This is a genomic window from Runella sp., from assembly GCF_965279615.1.
Taxonomy (GTDB): domain Bacteria; phylum Bacteroidota; class Bacteroidia; order Cytophagales; family Spirosomataceae; genus Runella.
Genome location: NZ_OZ257252.1, coordinates 419,704 through 441,922, shown reverse-complemented (window position 1 = coordinate 441,922; position 22,219 = coordinate 419,704). Strand labels below are relative to the sequence as shown.

The 22,219-nt window shown below is 45.1% G+C and carries 18 protein-coding genes; 9 read left to right on the top strand and 9 right to left on the bottom strand.

All coding sequences use genetic code 11. The features are described 5' to 3' along the window. The first annotated feature begins 175 nt into the window (after positions 1-175). From ACQY73_RS01920 to ACQY73_RS01905, 4 genes are all read left to right on the top strand, one after another. On the top strand, positions 176-736 hold the full coding sequence (locus tag ACQY73_RS01920; protein ID WP_428660689.1) for a TetR/AcrR family transcriptional regulator: 561 nt from the start codon (positions 176-178) through the stop codon (positions 734-736). Next, positions 733-948 carry a DUF2798 domain-containing protein gene (locus tag ACQY73_RS01915; RefSeq protein WP_428660686.1) on the top strand — a complete coding sequence of 72 codons (216 nt, stop codon included), beginning with the start codon at positions 733-735 and terminating at the stop codon, positions 946-948. The genes ACQY73_RS01920 and ACQY73_RS01915 overlap by 4 nt, the downstream gene beginning before the upstream one ends. Positions 949-1,097: 149 nt before the next feature. Continuing rightward, positions 1,098-2,342 carry a beta-ketoacyl-ACP synthase II gene (fabF, locus tag ACQY73_RS01910; RefSeq protein ID WP_428660683.1) on the top strand — a complete coding sequence of 415 codons (1,245 nt, stop codon included), beginning with the start codon at positions 1,098-1,100 and terminating at the stop codon, positions 2,340-2,342. A 96-nt stretch (positions 2,343-2,438) separates the two neighbouring features. Beyond that, positions 2,439-2,873, top strand: a complete 435-nt coding sequence (locus tag ACQY73_RS01905) for an NUDIX domain-containing protein (protein ID WP_428660680.1) — start codon at positions 2,439-2,441, stop codon at positions 2,871-2,873. 39 nt (positions 2,874-2,912) lie between these two features. Here ACQY73_RS01905 and ACQY73_RS01900 read toward each other — a convergent pair whose 3' ends face one another. From ACQY73_RS01900 to ACQY73_RS01885, 4 genes are all read right to left on the bottom strand, one after another. After that, positions 2,913-3,683 (bottom strand): MerR family transcriptional regulator, encoded by a 771-nt coding sequence (locus ACQY73_RS01900; RefSeq protein WP_428660677.1) that lies wholly within the window; start codon positions 3,681-3,683, stop codon positions 2,913-2,915. Positions 3,684-3,813: 130 nt separating this feature from the next. Continuing rightward, entirely contained in the window at positions 3,814-5,772 is a 1,959-nt protein-coding gene (locus tag ACQY73_RS01895) for an LTA synthase family protein (RefSeq protein ID WP_428660674.1), read from the bottom strand. A 217-nt stretch (positions 5,773-5,989) separates the two neighbouring features. Then, complete coding sequence (locus tag ACQY73_RS01890) at positions 5,990-7,651, bottom strand: ArnT family glycosyltransferase (RefSeq protein WP_428660671.1); 1,662 nt, start codon at positions 7,649-7,651, stop codon at positions 5,990-5,992. 71 nt (positions 7,652-7,722) lie between these two features. Next, positions 7,723-8,910: an acyl-CoA dehydrogenase family protein gene (locus ACQY73_RS01885; protein WP_428660668.1), complete on the bottom strand. Its 1,188-nt coding sequence runs from the start codon at positions 8,908-8,910 to the stop codon at positions 7,723-7,725. A 157-nt stretch (positions 8,911-9,067) separates the two neighbouring features. On the opposite strand from ACQY73_RS01885, the gene ACQY73_RS01880 reads away from it, so the two are divergent. Both ACQY73_RS01880 and ACQY73_RS01875 read left to right on the top strand, forming a co-directional pair. Continuing rightward, on the top strand, positions 9,068-9,616 hold the full coding sequence (locus ACQY73_RS01880; protein WP_428660665.1) for a tetratricopeptide repeat protein: 549 nt from the start codon (positions 9,068-9,070) through the stop codon (positions 9,614-9,616). An 83-nt stretch (positions 9,617-9,699) separates the two neighbouring features. Next, a complete protein-coding gene (locus ACQY73_RS01875; RefSeq protein WP_428660662.1) occupies positions 9,700-10,080 on the top strand; it encodes a co-chaperone GroES in 381 nt (126 codons plus the stop codon). A 250-nt stretch (positions 10,081-10,330) separates the two neighbouring features. Here ACQY73_RS01875 and ACQY73_RS01870 read toward each other — a convergent pair whose 3' ends face one another. Beyond that, complete coding sequence (locus ACQY73_RS01870; protein WP_013930139.1) at positions 10,331-10,900, bottom strand: DUF4136 domain-containing protein; 570 nt, start codon at positions 10,898-10,900, stop codon at positions 10,331-10,333. 101 nt (positions 10,901-11,001) lie between these two features. Next, on the bottom strand, positions 11,002-12,030 hold the full coding sequence (gene aroB / locus ACQY73_RS01865) for a 3-dehydroquinate synthase (protein ID WP_428660658.1): 1,029 nt from the start codon (positions 12,028-12,030) through the stop codon (positions 11,002-11,004). A 223-nt stretch (positions 12,031-12,253) separates the two neighbouring features. On the opposite strand from aroB, the gene ACQY73_RS01860 reads away from it, so the two are divergent. The 3 genes from ACQY73_RS01860 (at position 12,254) to ACQY73_RS01850 (ending at position 17,839) form a co-directional block, all read left to right on the top strand. Continuing rightward, the gene (locus tag ACQY73_RS01860; protein WP_428660655.1) at positions 12,254-15,382 is read left to right on the top strand and encodes a SusC/RagA family TonB-linked outer membrane protein; all 3,129 of its coding nucleotides are present in this window, start codon (positions 12,254-12,256) and stop codon (positions 15,380-15,382) included. 66 nt (positions 15,383-15,448) lie between these two features. Then, on the top strand, positions 15,449-17,008 hold the full coding sequence (locus ACQY73_RS01855) for a SusD/RagB family nutrient-binding outer membrane lipoprotein (protein ID WP_428660653.1): 1,560 nt from the start codon (positions 15,449-15,451) through the stop codon (positions 17,006-17,008). A gap of 45 nt (positions 17,009-17,053) precedes the next feature. Then, positions 17,054-17,839 (top strand): DUF4397 domain-containing protein, encoded by a 786-nt coding sequence (locus ACQY73_RS01850; protein WP_428660650.1) that lies wholly within the window; start codon positions 17,054-17,056, stop codon positions 17,837-17,839. Positions 17,840-17,906: 67 nt separating this feature from the next. Here the strand turns inward: ACQY73_RS01850 and thrS are convergent, their stop codons facing one another. The 3 genes from thrS to ACQY73_RS01835 form a co-directional block, all read right to left on the bottom strand. After that, positions 17,907-19,859, bottom strand: a complete 1,953-nt coding sequence (gene thrS, locus ACQY73_RS01845; protein WP_428660648.1) for a threonine--tRNA ligase — start codon at positions 19,857-19,859, stop codon at positions 17,907-17,909. 129 nt (positions 19,860-19,988) lie between these two features. After that, complete coding sequence (locus ACQY73_RS01840; protein ID WP_428660645.1) at positions 19,989-21,206, bottom strand: tetratricopeptide repeat protein; 1,218 nt, start codon at positions 21,204-21,206, stop codon at positions 19,989-19,991. A gap of 79 nt (positions 21,207-21,285) precedes the next feature. Beyond that, positions 21,286-22,167, bottom strand: coding sequence for a class I SAM-dependent methyltransferase (locus ACQY73_RS01835; RefSeq protein ID WP_428660642.1), 882 nt, complete (start codon positions 22,165-22,167; stop codon positions 21,286-21,288). Positions 22,168-22,219 lie beyond the last annotated feature (52 nt).

The window sequence follows — 22,219 nt, the reverse complement described above, 5'->3', positions numbered from 1 at the left end:
ATTAGATAAATTGAGGTTAAAAAAAGAAAATATCAAAGCCGGAGGAGACCGGCGGTAAAATTATGAATTTTAAGGAAATCTAATGTTCTGCAACTGAGACTGAATTTTTTTATGCAAATTTCAGTTTACATTTTACCTACCTACTAATAGGTAAGATTTTTATCAAAGATACTCCATGAGCACCCGAGAATCCATCCTCCAACTTGCCGACACGCTCATCCGTGATAAGGGGTATAATGCCTTTAGTTTCAACGACATTTCTAAATCCATCGGCATCAAAACAGCGTCCGTTCATTATCATTTCCCAACCAAGACGGATTTGGGAATTGCTATCGTCAGAACTCACATCGAACGGGTAACGGCCCTAAGAGCGGCTCAAAAAGATCAACCTCCACTCAAAAAACTGGAAAGTTTTCTGTCTATTTATACCAAAGTCAAAGCCGAAAACAAAGTCTGCATTGTGGGTTCTTTAGCTACTGACCTTCTAACGGTTGAGGAAGAAATGAAGTCGGAACTGAAAATACTTACAAAACTGATCCTGGAATGGGTGACTGAAATTCTGGAAGAAGGCCGCACAAAAAAGGTTTTTACTTTTGAGGGTTTGGCCCGTACTAAAGCGCTGATGGTCATTACTAATATGCTGGCTTCCGTACAGTTAACGCGGTTGACCGACAATCCCAACGATTTTGAAATCATTAAATCAACCATTCTCGCTGATCTCTTGCACAAAAAATGAAAACTGAAGTAAAACAAAAAATCGCTTTTGCCTTGATCATGGGCTCCATCACAACAGGCATTGTCTCCTTTACCCTCATTGCGGTCAACATAGGTTTTTCGCCGGCTTTCTTAAAAATATGGCTTCGATCATGGGGCATCGGTTATCTGGTGGCCATCCCGGCCATTCTCTTTATCGGGCCTCGCATTCAAGCCCTTGTCAATAAATTATAGCTTTTTTTTTAAATCGTCGACTTGTAAACGGTATGTGTATTTCTAAACCATATAAGGACATATAAGTCTGAATAACAACACCTTATATTAACTTATATTTCTTATATGGTTCGCTATTGTCAATCTTTACATCCAATCAGATTAATCTAATGAAAAGAGTAGTAGTAACCGGAATGGGTGCTTTGACGCCCATCGGCAATAATGTTCAGGACTTTTGGACATCGCTCATCAACGGTGTAAGCGGTGCTGCGCCTATCACCAAATTTGACGCATCTAAGTTTAAAACTCGTTTTGCATGCGAATTAAAGAATTTTGATCCGTTGCAACACATCGAAAAAAGCGAAGCCCGGCGCTACGATCTATACACGCAATACGCGCTGATCGCGGTGCGGGAAGCGGTAAAAAATGCCAATATAGACTTCGAACAACTCAATCGAAATCGCATCGGTGTTATTTGGGGAAGTGGAAACGGCGGCATCGGAACGTTTCAGGAACAAGTGCTGGAATTTGCCAAAGGCGATGGCACACCCCGATTCAACCCTTTTTTCATCCCTAAAATGATCGTTGACATTGCCTCAGGCGTCATTTCCATCAAATACGGCCTCCGAGGCGTCAATTTTACGACTGTTTCAGCCTGTGCCACTTCCAATACTGCCATCATTGATGCTTTCAATTACATTAAATGGGGCAAAGCCGACATGATCATTACGGGTGGCTCCGAAGCGCCCATTGTTGAAAGCGGCATTGGTGGATTCAACGCTTCCAAAGCACTTTCTACTCAAAACGATACACCCCAAATTGCTTCGCGACCTTTTGACGTCAAAAGAGATGGTTTTGTGATGGGCGAAGGTGCAGGAGCGCTCATTTTGGAAAGTTTGGAAAGTGCCCTGCAACGCAATGCCCCCATTTTCGGGGAGGTTGTTGGCGGAGGAATGGCGGCAGATGCATATCACCTGACAGGAACTCATCCCGAAGGAGAAGGGGCTTATTTGGGCATGCTGGAAGCCTTGTCAGATGCAGGCATTGACGCATCGGCCATTGATTACATCAATACGCACGCTACCTCAACGCATTTGGGCGATAACAGTGAGTTGATCGCCATTGAACGGGTATTTGGTACAAACCCCAACCTGAACATCAGCGCCACCAAATCCATGACGGGGCATTTACTCGGAGCAGCCGGCGCCATTGAGGCAATAGCCTGTATCAAAGCCACGCAGGAAAACATCATTCCGCCGACCATCAACACCAACGAAGTAGAACCCAATTTCGCTGATAAATTTGAGTTGACGTTAGGAAAAGCGCAGAAAAAGACCGTTAATTATGCCATGAGTAATACTTTTGGATTCGGCGGCCACGTTGCTACTTCAATCTTTAAGAAGTATGAGTCGTAAACTCAAATGAAATAACATAAATCTTATAGGTCTGTTTATCATCGTCAAACAGACCTATAAGGTTTGCCATAACAATCAGCACTCTATTCCTTAAAGATGGACAAACCAACAACGTTATTTCCCGCCGTGGCGGCCGCTATTTTTAACGAAAACGGAGAGATTTTGCTTCAACGCCGCCGAGATGTGGGGCAATGGGGTGTGATCTCGGGCCATGTAGAATTTGGGGAAACGGTCGAAAACGCCATCCTTCGGGAAATCAGAGAAGAAACCAATACCGAAGCGCACATCAAGCGCCTGATCGGCATCTATTCTTCCCCTGCTTCGCAAACCTATCATTATCCCGATAGGTCGGTCCAGTACGTTACGACGTATTTTGAAGTTCGGTTAACTGCACCGATCAGTCCAAATTATTCAAAGGATGAAACGCTGGAACTTCAATTTTTCAAAACGGATCAATTGCCGCAAGACCTTGCAATGATGAATCCTTATTGGCTCCAAGATGCTTTGAATCAAGGGGTTTTTATAAGATGAAAAAGAAAACAGCCTCTGTCATTGAGGCTGTTTTTGTGCTTATGTCAGATGGGTTTCTGCGAAAAATCGCATTGCATCACGCATAAAATGCGCATAGTCAGGATTGGGTTTTCCGTCAATTGTCGTAAATCGTTCGTCATTTACGTACAATTCTCCCAAACCGCTGTAAGCTTCTGCCTGTGGGTCAGCGGTTCCTGCCGTTCCCCAAAATTGACGAATATTGGCGTAATGGCACGCTATTTGTTCCTGAACGCGTACACTCTTTGGGTCTTCCTTCATTAAAGAAAGCAAAGTTTGTGTAATTTCCTGTTGCTCTGCTTTCAACGTTTCAAATCCCTTTTTTCCTGCCGCCCGCAAGTGATTTTCCGATTTTTCCACCGGTTCTTTGCCATACGCCGCAATGGCTTCTTTTCGATACGCTTCCGCTTTTTCATTCGGAAAGCCTTCGTATAGTTCTTCGTGTGTTAACATGATCTCACCTTTTAGTTTTAACATGGTTTTGTCAATGGTCAACAAAAGATCGGCAATGCGGCTTTGTCTGTTTTGCAGTTCTGTCTTATGACTTTCAAGCGCTTGAACTAAGTCAAAATCAGGTTTATCCAGAATGCTCTTTATGGCTTGTAATGAAAAATCCAGTTCTTTATAGAAGAGAATTTGCTGCAATCGGAATAACTCCTTTTCACCATACATTCGATACTTAGCCTCGGTACGAACGGATGGTTTCAGCAGTCCAACTTGGTCATACAGGTGAAGCGTGCGCACACTTACCCCTGCCATTTTTGCCAATTGCCTGACCGAATACTGTTTCATTGTAACGCCTTTTTTGTTGACGTTTCAAAAGTAAGGCATGACGTAAGGTAAGAGTCAAGCGTTTTTTGAATTATTTTCCAATAAAACACATAATTACTTGTTTTTCAGTACATTAAAAACAAAAAAGACCCTAATGTAATTTGGAAATTGTCATTTCATCGTGAATAACCCGATGAGTATATTGCTGTAGAAATGCCAACAACCGGTTTTCGAGTTCGTGCTGAACGGCGGGGAGTTTACCCATCAAATTTTGTTTAAGCATTACATCTTTCTTAAAATCAAACATACCAACCGTTTTACCGTCACGGTATTGCAACAAATAATTACGATTGAAGTATTGATAGGTGCCGTTATTGTAATTAAACGCCCAGTCCTCCCCCGACGCGTCAAAGGCATCCTTGCCGAACGCCACATAGGGCTTGGGATAATGCAGGTAATTCAGCACCGTAGGCATGATGTCGATCTGTTGCATCATACGATCTTTGTCCATCCCCTTCAACGCCGACCCGGGCTGATAGAAAATAATGGGAATGCGATAAATTCCGGCATCGGTCATGTATTCAGGGAAATGGGCCTGATTTGTATGATCGGCGGTGAGGACAAACAACGTATTTTTGAACCACGGCATTTGCGAAGCCGTTTGAAAAAACTTCCGCAGTGCCATGTCAGAATACCCAATGCACTGATGCACAGCCACCGTTCCTTTCGGAAATTTGCCTTCGTATTGGGCGGGTACCTTATTGGGATCGTGGGAAGAGAGCGTAAAGCACGTTGTAATAAACGGCGGTTTCATGGTATTGATCTTTTTAGCCATAAACTGCAAAAAAGGCTCATCCCAGATTCCCCAAACGCCGTCAAAATCAGCGTCGTTATTGTATTCATTTTTGCCAAAGTATTGATCGTAACCTACCTGTCGCAGGAAAGCCCAAAAACCCATCGAGCCGTTCGGCGCACCGTGAAAAAAGGCCGTTTGATAGCCTTCAGGTTTCAACAGACTTGCCATGCTGTTGAGGGTATTGGAAGCTGCATACGGAAACGTTACATACGGTTCTTTGATGTAAGGCAGACTCGTCGTAGCCGAGGGCAATGCATCTATTGATTTTTCGCCATTGGCAAAACTATACCAAAAGGTCTTGCTTTCTCCGATCAGAGAATCTAAAAAAGGCGTATAGCCACGGTATTTCCCACCGTCTAACTCTTTATTATAAATGCCAACGTATTCATAACTAAAGCTTTCCAGTACGATCAGCACCACATTGAGCGGCTGAAATGCCTTCGATGTATCAGGTTGATGAATGGGATTAAAAAGCTTTTCAAGCTCTGCCTGATCCTTAAATTGGTGTACTTCTTCAAGGTCATTGGTTTCGATGGTTTTATAGATCGAAAAGGGTGTATTCAACACAATCGCCATTTCAAGCGGCTTTTTGCAATATTCGCCCGCATTACTCAACGTAATCGGCCGCGTACTTTCTGTAAAACCACCGCGAAGACCTGCTACGATCAGCCCTGAAATGAGCAGCATCAACGTCAGTTGTATACCAAAAGAAGCGGCAGGTTTGGTAGATCTTAGAGGTTTGGGAATGGGCTTACCGTACGTAAAATACAACGATGCAATCAACGTGATCAAAACAAGCGTGATATGCCAGAAATTCAGAAATCCTCCCAGCAAAATTGTACCGACCTTTACTTCACTCCTGAATTCAGTAAGTATCGTAAACGACATTCGCCTTTTTACAAACTGAAAATAAACCGTATCCATGCAATTTGCCAGTATTGCAATAGAATTGAGCAACATGTATTGCCACTTCTGAAACGTCTGAAAACGCAGGTTATACCGAAAAGAAAACGGTAAAATGTATAGAAATAAATAGAGCAGATTGGTATACAGTACCGCAGTCGTATCAAATCGCAATCCCCCCAAAAGCATGGTGAATAATTCCGACGACCGAACATCTGAATAATAGCTGTGATTGTACCAAAAGAAAAGAAGACGGGTAAGCGTAAAAATGAACATCACGACGGCTATTCGTCGGAATGTAACCGCATAAAGGCTCAACCCTGAAAGGGAGCCTGTAAAATCCTTGAACATGTAATTGGTGTCTGTTAGAAAATGAAACGCCCCGAGAAGTACCCGGACACGAATCAGGCAAAAGCCGCCGCAAAATTAGAAAGCTTTTTTCTTCTGACAAACAACCTAAAATAGTTAATGTATTTTTAATCCGCTCCCAAAGGAGAAAAAATTAATTGGTTTACAATCAAAAAACAATTATCTGATTATAAGCCAATTAACAAAATACTCAAATCCCTTACTCAGCTTGCAGCAAATAGCGAGGACGAGTTTCGGTGGCACGTAAAGCCGGATTCAGGAAGGGTAAGGTTAGACCTGTTACGTGAAAATTTTGGGTAATATGCAACGTTTTAAAGGAAAGACCCGCTGTTTTGAGCGAATCCAACCCTTTTTCGTCGGTATAAATAAGTGTAGTATTCGGTACTAATTTCGATTTTAACTCAGGAATAGAGCGCAAAACGGGTGTGGTTCGTTCGGTATAATAATCTAATGCACTGTGAAAAATATTGTACTGAGTAGCGGGCGCTACCTCATATATATAAAAGGAATTTACATTTGATTTTTGTTCGTAAGCTACTTTCCTCCCCATCACTGATCCGGCCTGATACGTCAACAGCGTAGGATACACATGTGCATTTAAGAGAAGGTTTGCCCCGACCGCCGTCAGGAAAGGAGCAAAAACCAATTGAGAAAAAGCAGGACGTTTGCGATTATATAATCGCACGATCAACACTGCGACTAAGGCCGTTACGATCAGCAAAAGAATATTTTCCAACGGAAAAGCCCATGTACAAAGGATAACGATCGCCGTCGCCATCACACAGGAAGTAACGATCAACCCGATACGTACCCATCGAAAAACCTTCGTATCCTGTTGGTCAATGAGTTGATCCAAAAAGCGCCCCGCCAATACCGCAGCCAACGGAAACACGACAAATGTATAATGCGGCAATTGATATTGAGCCGTAGAAAGGGCTATAAACGGCAACAAAAATCCTCCAACGGATACTCCCTCGTCCGTTAAGGGAATCAAAAACCGAGCTTTAATGATGTCACGTACCCGCGTAAATAAGGCAGGAATAAAAGCCAAAACCCAAGGGAGAAAGCTCCAAAGGAAATTGTGCGATTGAAAAAACACCCCCGGGCTGTTATCCCAATCGCTTTCACCCGTAATGCGACCAAAGCTTTGTTCCCAAAAATAAAAATACAGGCCTTCTGAGCCATATTGACGATAAAGGCCAATGCAATAGGGCAACACCACCAACCCAATGATGGGAATACCGAGCAGCCATCGCCAATCAAAAATCCGGTTCCATTGACGCTTTAAAGCAAAATCAACAAAAAACGCCGAACCGATCACGATCAGACTGATCGGGCCTTTGGCCAACATTGCCAACCCTGTAAATACAAAGCTGATCACGAAGGGTTTCCAATCCCGTTTTTTTACGTATTCGGCCAATTGCCAAATAGAAACCATGACGCAGTTGGTCAGTAATGTATCGCACCGAACATCATGATTCATCAGAAAAAACGCCTGACAACTGCCCACGATCAAAGCAGAAGTATAAGCAACCCGTTCAGAATAATACAGCTTGCAAAAACGATAAACAGCATATATTCCCAGCAAAGCAGAGAGAATGGGAATCAGGCGATATGCAAAATTTGAAATACCTAAAACCTTAAAAACCAAGGCCGACAACCAAAAAAGCAAAGGAGGTTTGTCGAGATAATAATCCTTGCCTCGGAATTGTACTTCCAAAAATTGGTTGTTATCGGCCATTTCACGGCCAATGGAAGCGTACTGTGCCGCATCAATATCCATGATATCAATGCGAATGGCTCCAATTACATAAACGATGAGTAGCCCTAAAAACGGCAAATACTTGTTATTCCAACGCATTATGGTGTGTTTTAATAGCAAATATTTGCCTAAAATGCTTAATTAACAAATAGTTATCGGAAGTTTAACAATTATTTAAACGCCTGAAGGCCCGTAATTTCATGCCCTAAGATCAGCAAATGGATATCGTGCGTTCCTTCGTAAGTAATGACTGACTCCAAGTTCATCATGTGGCGCATGATGGGATAATCCCCCGTAATGCCCATTCCACCGAGCATTTGTCGGGATTCGCGGGCAATGTGGAGTGCCATGTCTACATTATTTCGTTTGGCCATCGAGATCTGAGCCGTTGTAGCTTTGCCGTCATTTTTAAGTGTACCCAACCGCCACGCCAACAATTGCGCTTTGGTAATTTCGGTCAGCATTTCAGATAATTTTTTCTGTTGTAACTGAAACCCGGCAATGGGCTTGCCAAACTGTTCGCGTTCTAAGGCATACCGAAGGGCCGTTTCGTAGCAATCTATCGCTGCGCCGATGGCTCCCCAGGCAATGCCATAACGGGCATTATCAAGGCAGCCCAACGGGCCGCGCAGGCCTTCAACATTGGGCAATATATTCGCTTTGGGCACTTTTACATTATCAAAAACCAACTCTCCTGTCACACTCGCCCGAAGCGACCATTTATTATGAATTTCAGGCGTTGTAAATCCTTCCATTCCTCGTTCTACCACCAATCCCTGAATACGTCCCTGCTCATTTTTAGCCCAAACTACCGCAATATCTGCCACGGGAGAATTCGTGATCCACAACTTTGAACCATTCAATACTACATGATCGCCGGCATCTTTAAAAGAAGTCAACATGCCGGCAGGATTAGAGCCGTGGTTGGGTTCGGTCAGGCCAAAACAGCCGATCATTTCGCCCGATGCCAGTTTCGGCAAGTATTTCATACGTTGTTCTTCAGAGCCGTACGCATAAATTGGCCACATGACTAACGAGCTTTGCACCGATACCGTAGAGCGCATTCCCGAATCACAGCGTTCAATTTCCTGCGTCATAAGACCATATGAAATATAATCAAGGCCGCCGCCACCGTATTCGACCGGTAACGTTGGGCCAAAGACCCCTATTTCGGCAAATTTTTTGATCAAATGCGCCGGGAATTCTGCCCGTTGCGCGTATTCTTCAATGATAGGCCGCACATCGCGGTTCATCATTTGCTGAACCGCATCCCGAACCATTTTGTGTTCTTCGGTCAGCAGATCATCCAATTGATAGAAATCGGTTTGGCGGGCAATGGTTGATATAGCAGTACTCATGATTTCCGGACTGTAAATGTTATTACAAAAGTATGACGGCCCAAATTACCACAAAATCTGCCTAAAATCACAAAAATCGTCGAAACCTATAACCAAAGTATTGGTCAAAACGTTATAGAATAGTATCTTTGAATAGAACTGACACCGCATAGCTATCGTGGAAACGTTTTTGTTGATCTTTTTGCTGATCCCTTATTTTATTCTTCGGTATTATCTTACCGATCACGATACGCCTACCGATAAAGAGCGTAAGCGGTTGGCCGAAGGAATCGAGCTTTTCAACAATCACAACTACACCGAAGCCTACGCTTATTTTGATCAAAAAATTAAGGAATACCGAAAATCGCCCATTGCTTATGCTTACCGAGGTAAATGCAATCTCAAAGACCTAAATCTATATTCTGCTCTTTATGATTTTGCGCAGGCGCTCAGTTTTGATAATACGCTCTCAGACGTGCATTTACAGAAAGGAGTCGCTCATTATCAATTAAAAGAGTACGAAACGGCCTTTTTATCGTTTGATAAAGCCGTGTGGTTCTCGCGCGGTGAAGAGCCCGATTCCCTGCGTTGGCGCGCTCTTGCCCGTTTGAAATTACATCAATTATCACAAGCGGAAAAAGACCTTTCCAAAGCCGTTGAACTGGGCGATGAAAGCGCCGCCTACGTGCTTAGTCAACCTCCCTTTCGTCGAAAAGTGATTTTGTGACTCCTCTCAACTTTTTTTACATAGTTTGTGTTAGGAAATGGCAAACCCAATCCAATGGTTTATCATCAGTAATCAGTTAAAACATGTTAGAAGTAACCCCCGACAATAAGCTTAAACGCCTCATAGTAGTAGGCGATCGCGTCCTGATCAAGCCCAAAAACCCGGTAGACCAAACTCCAACGGGTCTTTATCTTCCTCCTACCGTTACCGAAAAAGAACAAGTACAGAGTGGTTATGTCATCAAAGTAGGTCCCGGATTTCCCATTCCTTCTCCCGTAGAAGATGAATCATGGAAAGAAACGGAAGAGAAAGTCAAATACATGCCACTCCAGGCGCAGGAAGGTGACGTAGCCATTTATCTCCAACGCAACGCCATTGATGTCATCTACAATGATGAAAAGTACGTTATTGTCCCACAATCAGCGATCTTGATGCTTGAGCGTATCGAAGATCTGTTTAATTAAGCGTCGGATTTTACCGAAAAATCATAGCGTTAACGATTGGTCGGGTTGTGAGCAACCCTTTTCACGAGAAGTGTGGAGGGTTGCTCACAACCCGACCGACCATCCGGCCGTTTATTCAAAATACCCTATCAAACACTTAATTAAGCCGTCAACACTGTCTCTATTTTAGGATATTATAAGACAAAAGTCCGTTAACGATTAGCTAACGGACTTTTTATAGGAATGAATAAGGGATAATTGCGTATAGGTGTTATCTTCCGCTTTCCTGAGGACCGCCGCCGCGAGGATCATAGCCGGAAGCAAAGAGCGGGTATTGGTCAAAAATAGACCGTACTACGTTTCGATAGTAGCTGTTGGCAGCGTTGGGGTTTTTGAAAATTCCGGCGGCATAGCCTCTCCAAACTACCTGATCGGTATCGGCGTCAATGAGCGAAATGATGATCGTTCCTTTGTCCAATGAATAACGAATAGGTTCGTATTTGAACGAATCATCTTCGGTGTCTACCCAGTTTTTGATGACCGGCTGCATATAGCCTTGGTACCGTAAGTTATCGTAGAAAATTCCGTAATTGACCAGAAGGGTTGGCTTACTGGTACTGAGGCGATAGCCGCGAGCCTGCATTTGTCGGTGGATAGCATTATACACTTCTGTACATACGTTACCGGTATCGCGCTCACATTCCAAAAAAGCGTAAGTACTGTAAGCCTTGAAATTGGTTTCGTAGCTGTAGTCGTGCTCTACAAAAATCCGACGATTAGTATTGCAACCCGCCGCCCACACAACGACGCATACAAAAGGTAAAAATTTAGCAAGCTTCATGATGGTTGTTAGAGTTTGGTGTTACACCGTTTTTATTTGGATAAAAATACGAAATTTTCTACAAAAGCAAATTTTTTACCGTAAAACTTGTTTATAATAAATTATCCTACATAATATACTGCGGCTTGCTGAATTTCACTCGGGCTGACTTTTATATCAAACCCGCAACTTCCCACACCTGTCAACAACGAAAAACGCAATTCTCCGCCTTTATTCTTTTTGTCCTGTTGCGCCAGTTGAATCACCGTCGGTACGTCTGACAACTTTAAGTCTACTTTACCATACACCGAAAAAATAAACTCTTCTATCTGTTCTAAGGTTTGCAGATCGATCAGCTTTTTTCGATAGGCTATATACGCTTCCATGATCATTCCCGCCGCAATCGCTTCTCCGTGCAGGAGGCGCTCTTTGGGAGGCTTACTCAGAAAATAGGTCTCCACGGCATGACCGATCGTATGTCCAAAATTCAATATCTTCCGCAATCCTTTTTCCGTTGGGTCTTCTGCCACGACTCGTTTCTTGATTTCTACGGAATGAGCGATCAGATCCGGCCAATACTGTTCTTCAAAATCTTTTTTACGAATCTCCTCCCATTTGGCAGCATCAGCGATCAAACAATGCTTAATGATCTCACCAAATCCCGACCTCAATTCTATATACGAAAGCGTTTGCAAAAAGGATGCGTCGATCAAAACTATTTTTGGTTGTGTAAAAACGCCTAAATGGTTCTTAAATCCCTGAAAGTCTATCCCCAATTTTCCGCCCACACTGGCATCTACCTGAGAGAGTAAGGTGGTGGGAATCTGCACAAAATCAATGCCTCGTTTATAAGTAGCCGCGCAAAATCCGCCCATGTCGCCGATCACTCCGCCGCCCAGATTGAAGACCACCGCGTGGCGATCCAGTTGCAAACGGGTCATTTCACCCCAAATTTGCTCGGACGTAGTCAGGTTTTTGTGCTGTTCGCCCGCAGGAACCACGATGAGGTGATGTTTGGGCAAATAGGGTTTAAGTCGCGGATAACAATGTTTGCGCGTGTTGGTATCGGTAATGACCACATAATTGGAATATTCTTTGGTAGCTAAAAAAGCCGTAATTCCTTCTTGGATAGGTGCAATAGTTACAGACATACGTAAAAATTAAATTAGAAAGCCAAAAGTAAAACAATTACTGCAAATAACGAGAATAGACAATTTGTCATAAAAACGCATAAATCCGCACAATTAGCCATAATAAACCGCACACTTAGGCAATATTATTGGTATTTTTATTGTAAATTCTACGGGAATTTGCTTCTTTTGGAATATTTCCGGATTCTTTTACAAACAAACCAAAACCATTTTCAATACGCGTATGAAAAAATTTCTCCTCAAAAGCGGAGTCTTATGGGTATGTATGGGGTTTAGTTTTTCGCTTTTTGCGCAAGACCGCCTCATTACCGGTAAGGTCTCCGGTGCTTCCGACAACAGCGCCTTACCCGGCGTAAGCATCGTTGTAAAAGGTTCCACTCGCGGTACCACCACCGACAATAACGGCGAATACAAAGTATCGGCTCCTGCCAATGCTACACTGATCTTCAGCTACATTGGGTTTGTACGTCAGGAAATCAGCGTCGGCAATCGAACCGTGGTCAATGTTATTCTTGAAAGCGATGAATCGCAGTTGAATGAGGTTGTTGTGACGGCATTGGGTGTAAAACAGGAAAAAAGAGCCTTGGGTTACGCCGTGCAGGAAGTCAAAGGGCAAGCCCTGCTTGACTCTCAACGCGACAACTTTTTGATGGGCTTACAGGGTCGCGTGGCAGGTCTTCAGATGACTCCTACCAGTGGAACGGCAGGCGGCTCTGCAGTGATCCAGTTGCGCGGGGCCGGCTCTATCGGTAACAGCAATCAGCCCCTGTATGTGGTAGACGGTTTGCCGATTTCCAACAACACGTTTGGGCAAGGTGCACTCGTAACCGATCGCCCCAACCGCGATATGGACTACCAAAACCGGGCTGCCGACATTAACCCCAATGACATTGAGACCATCACTGTACTCAAAGGTCCGGAAGCGGCGGCGCTTTACGGCATCGAAGCGGCTAACGGAGCAATTGTCATTACAACTAAAAAAGGTACAACGGGCAGAGGGAGAATTACCTACAACGGCTCGCTCAGTACCCGCGATGTGTATCGTTTTCCTACCTCTCAAACCCAATACGGACGCGGCTTGAACGGCGTTTTTAACCCTAACAACTTTACTTATTTTGGAGCAGATGTTAAGGAAGTAGCCGAAGGCGGCGGAAAAGTCTATGACAATGTCAATAACTTTTTCCAACAGGGCGTACGTCAATCGCATAACCTTACCATGGAAGGCGGAAGCGAGCGCGCTACGTATCGTTTATCCACTTCCTACATTTCTGACAAAGGAGTGGTACCCACCAATAAAATGGATCAGGTCAATATCCGTTTGACGGGCGTAGGGCAAATTTCGTCCAAACTGACAGCTACGACTTCGCTCAATTACATTGGTACCAACAACCAACAGCCTCTTCGCGGAGCACAGGGCTTTTTGATCGGTATTTTAGCTTATCCTTTTTATTTGGACGCCCAAAACTACCTTACGGCTGACGGACGCCGTTTTCGCACGTTCGGGGAAGATGCCAACGATTTGGACAACCCTTACTTTAATGTCTATAAAAACACCAACAGCAACCGTACCAACCGTACTGTAGGCAATATCCAGTTGGATTATAACCCAACCGAATGGCTTAATCTGGCCGGTATCCTTGGAGCCGACATTTTTTCTACCCGATACAATCGGTTTCAACACCCGGAATCCAACGCCGGGATTACCGCGAAAGGATTTGTAGACAACGCTACGGAAAACAGCCAATTATTCAATGGTAACTTACGGGCAACTGCCAAAAAAGACTTCGGAAAACTGAAAACATCGTTGATGGTGGGAACGACCGTAGACGACCGCCGCTACGAAACGGCAGCTATTTACGGCGAGCAACTGTATTTACCTGATTTCAATAGTATTAACAACACGCTGCCTACCACTCAACGCAACAAAGCAACACTTTTGCAGCGCCGTTTGGTCAGTGTTTTAGGCTCATTGAACCTAAGTTACGCAGATATGCTCTATCTGACGGTCACGGGTCGTAACGACTGGTCGTCTACTCTTCCGGTTCAAAACAATTCCTTTTTCTATCCATCGGCCAGCTTAGGTTTCATCTTTACAGAATTGCCTGTGTTTACAGAGCAGCAGTTTTTGAGTTATGGGAAGCTTCGTTTTGCGTATGCTGAGGTGGGCAATGATGCTACGCCTTACCGTACCCGTCCGCGACTTGTTCCGCAAACGACCACAGGAGGTGGGTTTTTGTATGATTTCTACGGTGGTAACGAGAACCTTCGCCCGGAACGCGGCCAAAGCTTCGAGACAGGTGTTGAACTCCGTTTTTTCAAAAACCGTATAGGATTGGACCTAACCTATTTCAACAAACGTAATTATGACCAGATCACCTCACAACGTTTGAGCTACGGCACCGGTTTTATTTTCGGTCTATTGAACGGTGGCGAAATCACAAACAAAGGGTTGGAAGCTCAATTGAACATTACGCCTGTCAAAACCGGCAACATTCAGTGGGATATGAATATCAATTTTACCCGTTTGCAAAATGAAGTGATCAGTTTGCCGGGCAATGTAACTGAATATTACAACTCCGATACTTGGCTGTATGGCAACGTACGCGCAAGCGCTATGGCACCCAATCAGCTTTCCTTTTATCCTAACCTTTCTTACGTAACCACGCGCGGTGAAGGAAAAACCACTGCCTTGGCCGGGTACGGATATTTACGTAACAGCCGCGGACAGGTTCTCATCAGCCCAAGTACAGGGCTTCCTATTTCCAACCCTGTGTTTTTACCCATTGGGGATCGTAACCCTGATTTCATGATCGGTTTCCAAAACTCCATCCGCTTCAAAGACTGGTCGCTTTCAGTCCTTTTGGATATTCGCAAAGGAGGAGATGTCTTTAACGGCAATGAAATGTACATGTTCCGTAATGGACTATCTACCAGATTATTAGACCGAAGCACTCCCTATATTTTCGAAGGAGTTTTGCGCGATGGACGTGAAAACAGCGACACTCCTACCACCAATAATATTCAGGTTACTCCGCAATTCCGTAATGCCGATTTTTATGGGGCTTTTGCCGAAGAGAGTTTCGTAGAGCGCGACATCAATTGGGTTCGTTTACGTGACATCACTCTTCGTTATTCCTTCCCGCAAAGGTTGTTGGACAAGCAAAAAGTATTCCGTACAGGAAGTATATTTTTATCGGGTAACGAATTGTTCCTGCTCACCAATTATACCGGTGCTGACCCGGACGTAAACGGTACAAGTGCAGGAACGCTTGGTATCGGCGCACGCGGCTTTGACTACGGCACGCTGGCATTGCCCCGCACCATGACTGTGGGACTAAATTTTTCTTTTTGATATTACCAAAAGTTTCCATTGAACAGTTTTTCAATGGGTAACGGGTACACAAACGATCATTAAAAAATGAAAAAGATAAAAATAATATCACTTGTCACGCTGCTTGGAATAGGGTTGACAAGCTGCGAAAAATACTTAGACGTCAATTTTGACCCAAGCTTTCCTCAAGTATCTCAGGGGTTTGCGCTGTTACCTCCCATGCTGGGGCAAATGTCCCGTGCTGAAACTTTCGACGGGCGTTTTACCGGTCAATATTGCCAATATTGGTTGGCGGCGGCCGCAGGGAATGTATGGGATCGTCACGGTTACGCGGCAGGAAGCGACAATGGCGGCGAAATGTGGCGCTCGCTCTATTGGTCAATTGGGAAGAACGTAGACTTAGTGATCGAAGATGCTGCCTCCAAACAGCAATGGGATTACATGGGAGTAGCCAAAGCGATACGGGCCTGGGCTTGGCAAAGCACGACAGATGCCAACGGCGAGTTGATACTCAAACAGGCTTGGGAGCCAAATCGTTATGTATTTGATTATGATTCACAGGAAGATGTGTACAAAGAAGTGGTACGTCTGAGCAATGAAGCCCTGTCCGATCTCGGTCATACTGACGGTGGTGTATCGGCCGCCTCCTTAGGACGTGGTGACCTTGTTTATAAAGGAGACCGTACCAAATGGATAAAATTTGTCAATGCGATCTTAGCCCGTAATGCCAATCACCTCACGAACAAAAAAGGCAGCTACAATCCCGATGCCGTTATTAAATTTGTAGACGCCTCGTTCAGCAGCAACGCCGACAATTTCTACATCCCACACAACGGCGTCAGTACAACAGATGCCAATTTCTGGGGGCCGCTTCGCAACAATATGAACTCCTACCGTCAAAGCAATTACCTCGTCAGCCTGTTCGACGGAACGATCTTCCCCAACGCCATCGACCCGCGCATGGCGGCCATGTTAACCGCCAGCGATGACAAGGTTTTCAGAGGTGTCAATGTCAATACCGGTGATCCCAACAACGTTGCCGGACGAACCAATCGCGTAGCTAATTTCTGGGGACAGTCGCAGCCGACGGCCACCACTCCCGCTACGGGTAAATCCATTTTTGATAATGCGACGGCTCATCCGCTCATTACCTACTGGGAAATGCAATTCGTAAAAGCCGAAGCTGCGTTTATCAAAGGCGACAAAGCAATGGCGCTTGATGCGTATACCAAAGGGATCAATGCGCACTTGGATTGGGTGTTTTCGCTTATTTCGGCTACCGATGCCACAGCGCGCGCTACTTTTAATACCGAACGTGCTGCTTATCTCAAAAGCAGTGCCGTCGCTCAAACCGCCGCTGCACTTACCCTCAGTGACATAATGACCCAAAAATACCTCTCCATGTTTGTTCACGGCCACATGGAAAGTTGGGTGGACATGCGTCGTTACAAATACAGCTCGGATGTATTCAAAGGATTTACCGCACCTACAGGAACAACCCTGTTTCCGGACAATAATGGCAAATTAGCGTATCGTTTACGCCCTCGTTTCAATTCGGAGTATGTTTGGAATCAGGCAGCTTTGAATAAAATCGGTGCGTTGGATGCAGATTATCATACCAAAGAAATATGGTTTGTGCAGCCTTAATCGCACCGTCAGACTGACTGATCTTTAAACCATAAAAGACTCAAAATGAAACACTACCTTTTTATATTCAAATGCCTTTTGTTTGTCGGCATTAGTTCACCCGTTCTTTTTTCCTGTATAGGTGAATCCACTGACCAACTTGCCATTGTCACTCCGGCGTCGGGAGCGCGTGTAAAATTTCACCACACCATTGTCGATGGACCGGGCCTCAGTGTTTTGGTCAATAATCGTCAATTTACCGGCGTACTTACCGTCGCTCCGGCAACTCCGGGGGTAATCACTTACGGAAGTATTTATCCGGCAGTAGATTATGCTGTCATCGAAGCGGGCTCGGCCAAAGTGGAAGTCATTGTACCCGCCGTCGGGACAACGGCACAAACGACCGTTATGAGCGGTACCGTACCCTTGGAGGCCGACAAATACTACTCTGTATTTGCGGTTGGTTCGCCGGCCACTCCCGGCAGTTTGGAACCTTTGATTGTAGAAGATAAGCTTACCCCTGCCGATACCTCAAAAGCGTATTTACGCGTGGTCAATACCATTGTCAATACTGCGACAGGTTACGATGTAGGTTTCAACGGAACCTATCCCGCTGCTATGGCCAATGTACTCTATAAAAACGTATCAGACTTTGTACCTATTCCTCCCGTTGCTTCCGGTGGGGCGGCGTTGCCGATCCAGGTACGTCTGAATGGAACAACGGCCAACTTAGCGGCATCTACCTTTACTTTAGCGCCCGTCAAAGGTCGTTTTTATACAGTATTGTTACGCGGTCGGGTCGGTGGCACGGGTACACAGGTATTAACGGCGGCTTTGTTAACAAATCGCTGAGCATAGATTTCCAAATAAAAATTCCGCACTTCTCAGTGCGGAATTTTTGTTTTTATACTCTTTTAAATTACGCTCCAAACGTAGCAATACCGCTTTGTATCTCCGTTTTGAAGGAATTTATAAATTCGTCAAGCGTCATTGCTCCCATGTCCGGGTGACCTTTGCGGCGTACGGAAATAGTTCCGTCGGCTTGCTCTTTTTCGCCTACGATCAACATATATGGCAATTTATTGACTTCGGCATCACGGATCTTCCGACCGATCTTCTCATCACGGTGATCTACGTATCCGCGAACATCGGCTTCCTGCAATTGCAGAAAAACATCGTTGGCGTAATCCATGTATTTTTCCGAAATAGGCAATACCGCGATCTGGTCAGGTGAAAGCCACAACGGAAAATTACCGGCCGTATTTTCGATCAAAATTGCAATAAAACGCTCCAACGACCCAAACGGGGCGCGGTGAATCATGACAGGACGGTGCTTGTTTCCATCGCTGCCCATGTATTCAAGTTCAAAACGTTGCGGCAATTGATAATCCACCTGAATCGTTCCCAATTGCCATTTACGGCCCAACGCATCGCGCACCATAAAGTCAAGTTTAGGACCGTAGAAGGCTGCTTCGCCCAATTCAGTGACGGTGTTCAAGCCTTTTTCGGCTGCCGCTTCGATGATGGCCGATTCAGCACGATTCCAATCTTCGTCGCTCCCAAAATACTTTTCGGGCTTGGCAGGGTCACGAAGCGAGATTTGCGCGCTGTAACTATCAAAACCCAACGAACGAAATACGTATTGAACCAGATCAATCACGCGTTTAAATTCGTCTTTTACCTGATCATGGCGACAGAAGATGTGGGCATCATCCTGCGTAAAACCACGAACCCGGGTCAAGCCATGCAACTCACCGCTTTGCTCGTAACGATATACCGTTCCGAATTCTGCCAAACGCAAAGGCAACTCACGGTAAGACCGTGGACGCGCCTTGTAAATTTCGCAATGGTGAGGGCAGTTCATGGGTTTAAGCATAAACTCCTCCCCTTCTTCAGGTGTATGAATCGGCTGGAATGAGTCTTTTCCGTATTTTTCCCAGTGCCCTGAGGTTACGTACAATTGTTTACTGCCAATGTGCGGTGTCACTACGGGAGAATACCCCGCCCGTACCTGCGCCCGACGTAAAAAACTCTCAAGACGCTCACGCAGTAAGGCTCCTTTGGGCAACCAAAGCGGCAATCCGGCCCCTACTTTTTCCGAAAACGTAAATAGCTCCAGTTCTTTTCCGAGTTTGCGGTGGTCGCGGCGTTTGGCCTCTTCCAATACGTGCAGGTAGTCCTCCAGTTCTTTTTGTTTCGGAAATGTCACGGCGTATACCCGCGTCAGCATGGGGCGCTTTTCATCACCACGCCAATACGCTCCCGCCACATTCATGAGCTTAACGGCTTTGATAAAACCGGTATTGGGAATATGCGGTCCGCGACAAAGGTCAGTAAAGTTACCCTGTGAATAAAAAGTGATCTGTCCATCCTGAAGGCCGTCGATCAACTCCAGTTTATATTCATCGCCTTTTTCGGTAAAATACTCAATAGCATCGGCCTTACTGACCGCTGTTCGCTTGTACTCGCTTTTTTGACGGGCGAGTTCAAGCATCTTATCTTCTACTTTTTTAAAATCTTCCTGCGAAAAAGGCTTACCGCCCAGATCAATGTCATAATAAAAACCCGTTTCGATGGCCGGGCCAATACCAAATTTTGTTCCCGGGTACAATGCCTCAATTGCCTCGGCCAATAAGTGGGCCGAAGAGTGCCAGAAAGTAGCCTTTCCATCGGTATCATTCCACGTCAAAAGCTGAACGGTAGCGTCCGTATCAATGGGGCGCGTGGCATCCCACACTTGTCCGTTGACTTTGGCAGCTAATACATTTCGCGCCAGTCCTTCGCTGATACTCAGCGCAATGTCCATACTTGACGAGCCTTGGGGATACTCGCGCACACTGCCGTCGGGCAGGGTGATTTTGATGTTACTCATGTTAATTTGTTTGTTTAGTCACGCTTTATCGACTTCCCGCTATTACAAACTAGCACGAATCGCCGATAAATTTTCTGCAAAAATGGTTGTTTTAAACGTTACTGCCAACTATTGCGAACGAACTATTGACTACTGCCTGATTTTCAAGCTCCGTATCGTATCACTTTTCGTTTTCAATTCAAGGCGCGGAGTCAAAATATTGATTTTTACCCTTTCCGGATCAAGGGCTTTTTCGGAGATTTCTTTCTCTTCGTCGGTTTCTGACGTTATTTCAGGAGAAGCAGGCGGCAAAGTGCCGTACGTATCCAGGTAATATTTACGCTGTTGTGCGCGGTAAAGTCTTCCGCGAGAACGCCAATCATTGGCATCCAGTTGTGTGGCTAACGTATATTGTTCAATAGCTCCTTCTAAGTTTCCATGCTTGTCATACGCCGTTCCGAGCAGAAAATTGATCTGCGGATAGTTCGGGTTATAGCGCATGACTTTTTGAAAACTCTGAATTGCCGACGGCAAACTGTTCCATTTGAGATAAATGATCCCTGCCTGAAAATCAGCAGCATAATTGGAGGAATCAAATTTTATTGCCGCTCGGTAAGCGATCAACGCGCTATCCAAACGCTTTTGATTATGGTACATAATTCCGCGTGCGTAATGAAGCGCCGACTCTTTCGGAAAGTACCGCAGTCCTTGGTCATTAATATCTTTTGCCTGAATATAATCGTGCAATCGCGTATGGATGGTCGTTAACTCCACGTAGGCAGGCGCAAAACGCGGTTTCAATTCCAATGCCCGCTGCATAAGCGCAACGCCCGATAAGGTATCTCCCTGCCGGGCATCCAACAGGCCATTGTAAAAATAGGCTTCCCCTTCATAAGGAGCCATTTGCAGGGCTTTAGATAAATACAGTTTTGCCTGACGGTATTGCATTTTTTGCTGCGTCAGGTCACCCAACAGAATGTATAACTCGGGTGTATCCTGCTGCAAAACTTCGGCGCGCCGAGCCGCAGCCAGTGCTTCATCATTCCGTTTAAGTTGACGAAGAATACGCGCTTTAGAAAGAAGATAAAGGCCGTTACTGGGGCTGATGTCCAGGGCTTCATTGATATCCTCCAACGCACTCGGCAAGTTGCGAAGTACAACATACAATTCAGCCCTTTTGTGATAATTAAGAGAATTACGGGGGCTGCGTCGAATAACGGCCGTCAGGTAATTAACGCCGATTTCGGCACGCTTCAGGGCATCGTCGGAAGGAAGCGGTGGAATGCGGGTACTTTGACGTTCATCACTGCTACATCCTCCCAACCACATTGCCAGACAAATACTTACTATATACGTTAAAGCTCTCAAGTTGCTCGGTACAGATTAGGGTCACTCTTTGATGCAAAGTACGCGAAAGTTTTGGGCAAATGCACGATTATTCCGGAGCTTAGACGCTCGCAAAGCGATAAAATATCCCCAAGGGCAACTTCCGTTGTTTTTGATCGGCAAGATAAAGTTCTCCGCATTCTGCATTGGCCATCTTACCAAATCGATCCAAGATCAGATTTTCGGCCATTAATGCTGAAAACCCTAAAGAATAGAGATTCAAAATAAAAACATGATGCTCAGCATCTAACAACTCAGCACAGGATTTCAATAACTCGTTCAATTGCTCTTCCAATATCCATTTTTCGCCCGCCGGCCCGCGTCCATAGGCAGGTGGGTCAAGAATAATGCAGTTGTATTTTTTACCGCGACGGACTTCGCGTTGCACAAATTTGAACGCATCTTCCACCATCCACCGAATATTGTCTGCCTCACTCGCTTCCATGTTTTCGCGCGCCCATGTCACTACGGGTTTGATCGAATCTACGTGAGTTACATCCGCACCGGCTTGTTTGGCGGCTACCGATGCCGCTCCTGTATAAGCAAAGAGATTTAAAACGGCGGGTTTTTCAACGGGCAGCGCACGCAGTTTTTGGTCTAAATAATCCCAGTTAACGGCTTGTTCCGGAAAGATACCGACGTGTTTGAAAGAAGTAAGGGAGCATTTCAAGCGCAGAGAAAGACCGGCATGTTGATAACCGATCCACCATTTTTCGGGCATTCCTTTGGTCAATTGCCACTCTCCGCGCTCAGTAGCCTGCTTGTCACGCATGAAGGTGGCCTGCGCCTTTTTTTTCCAGTCGTTTTCAGAAAGAGATTTATCCCAAATGGCTTGGGGTTCGGGGCGGGCTAAGATGTAATCGCCAAATCGTTCCAATTTTTCGAAATTACCGCTATCAATCAGTTCGTAGTCTTGCCAGTGGAGAGGAGTCAGAAGTTGCATTTGTCTATTAAGGGCGATAGTCAACCGTTGTACATTAACGGTTGACTATCCG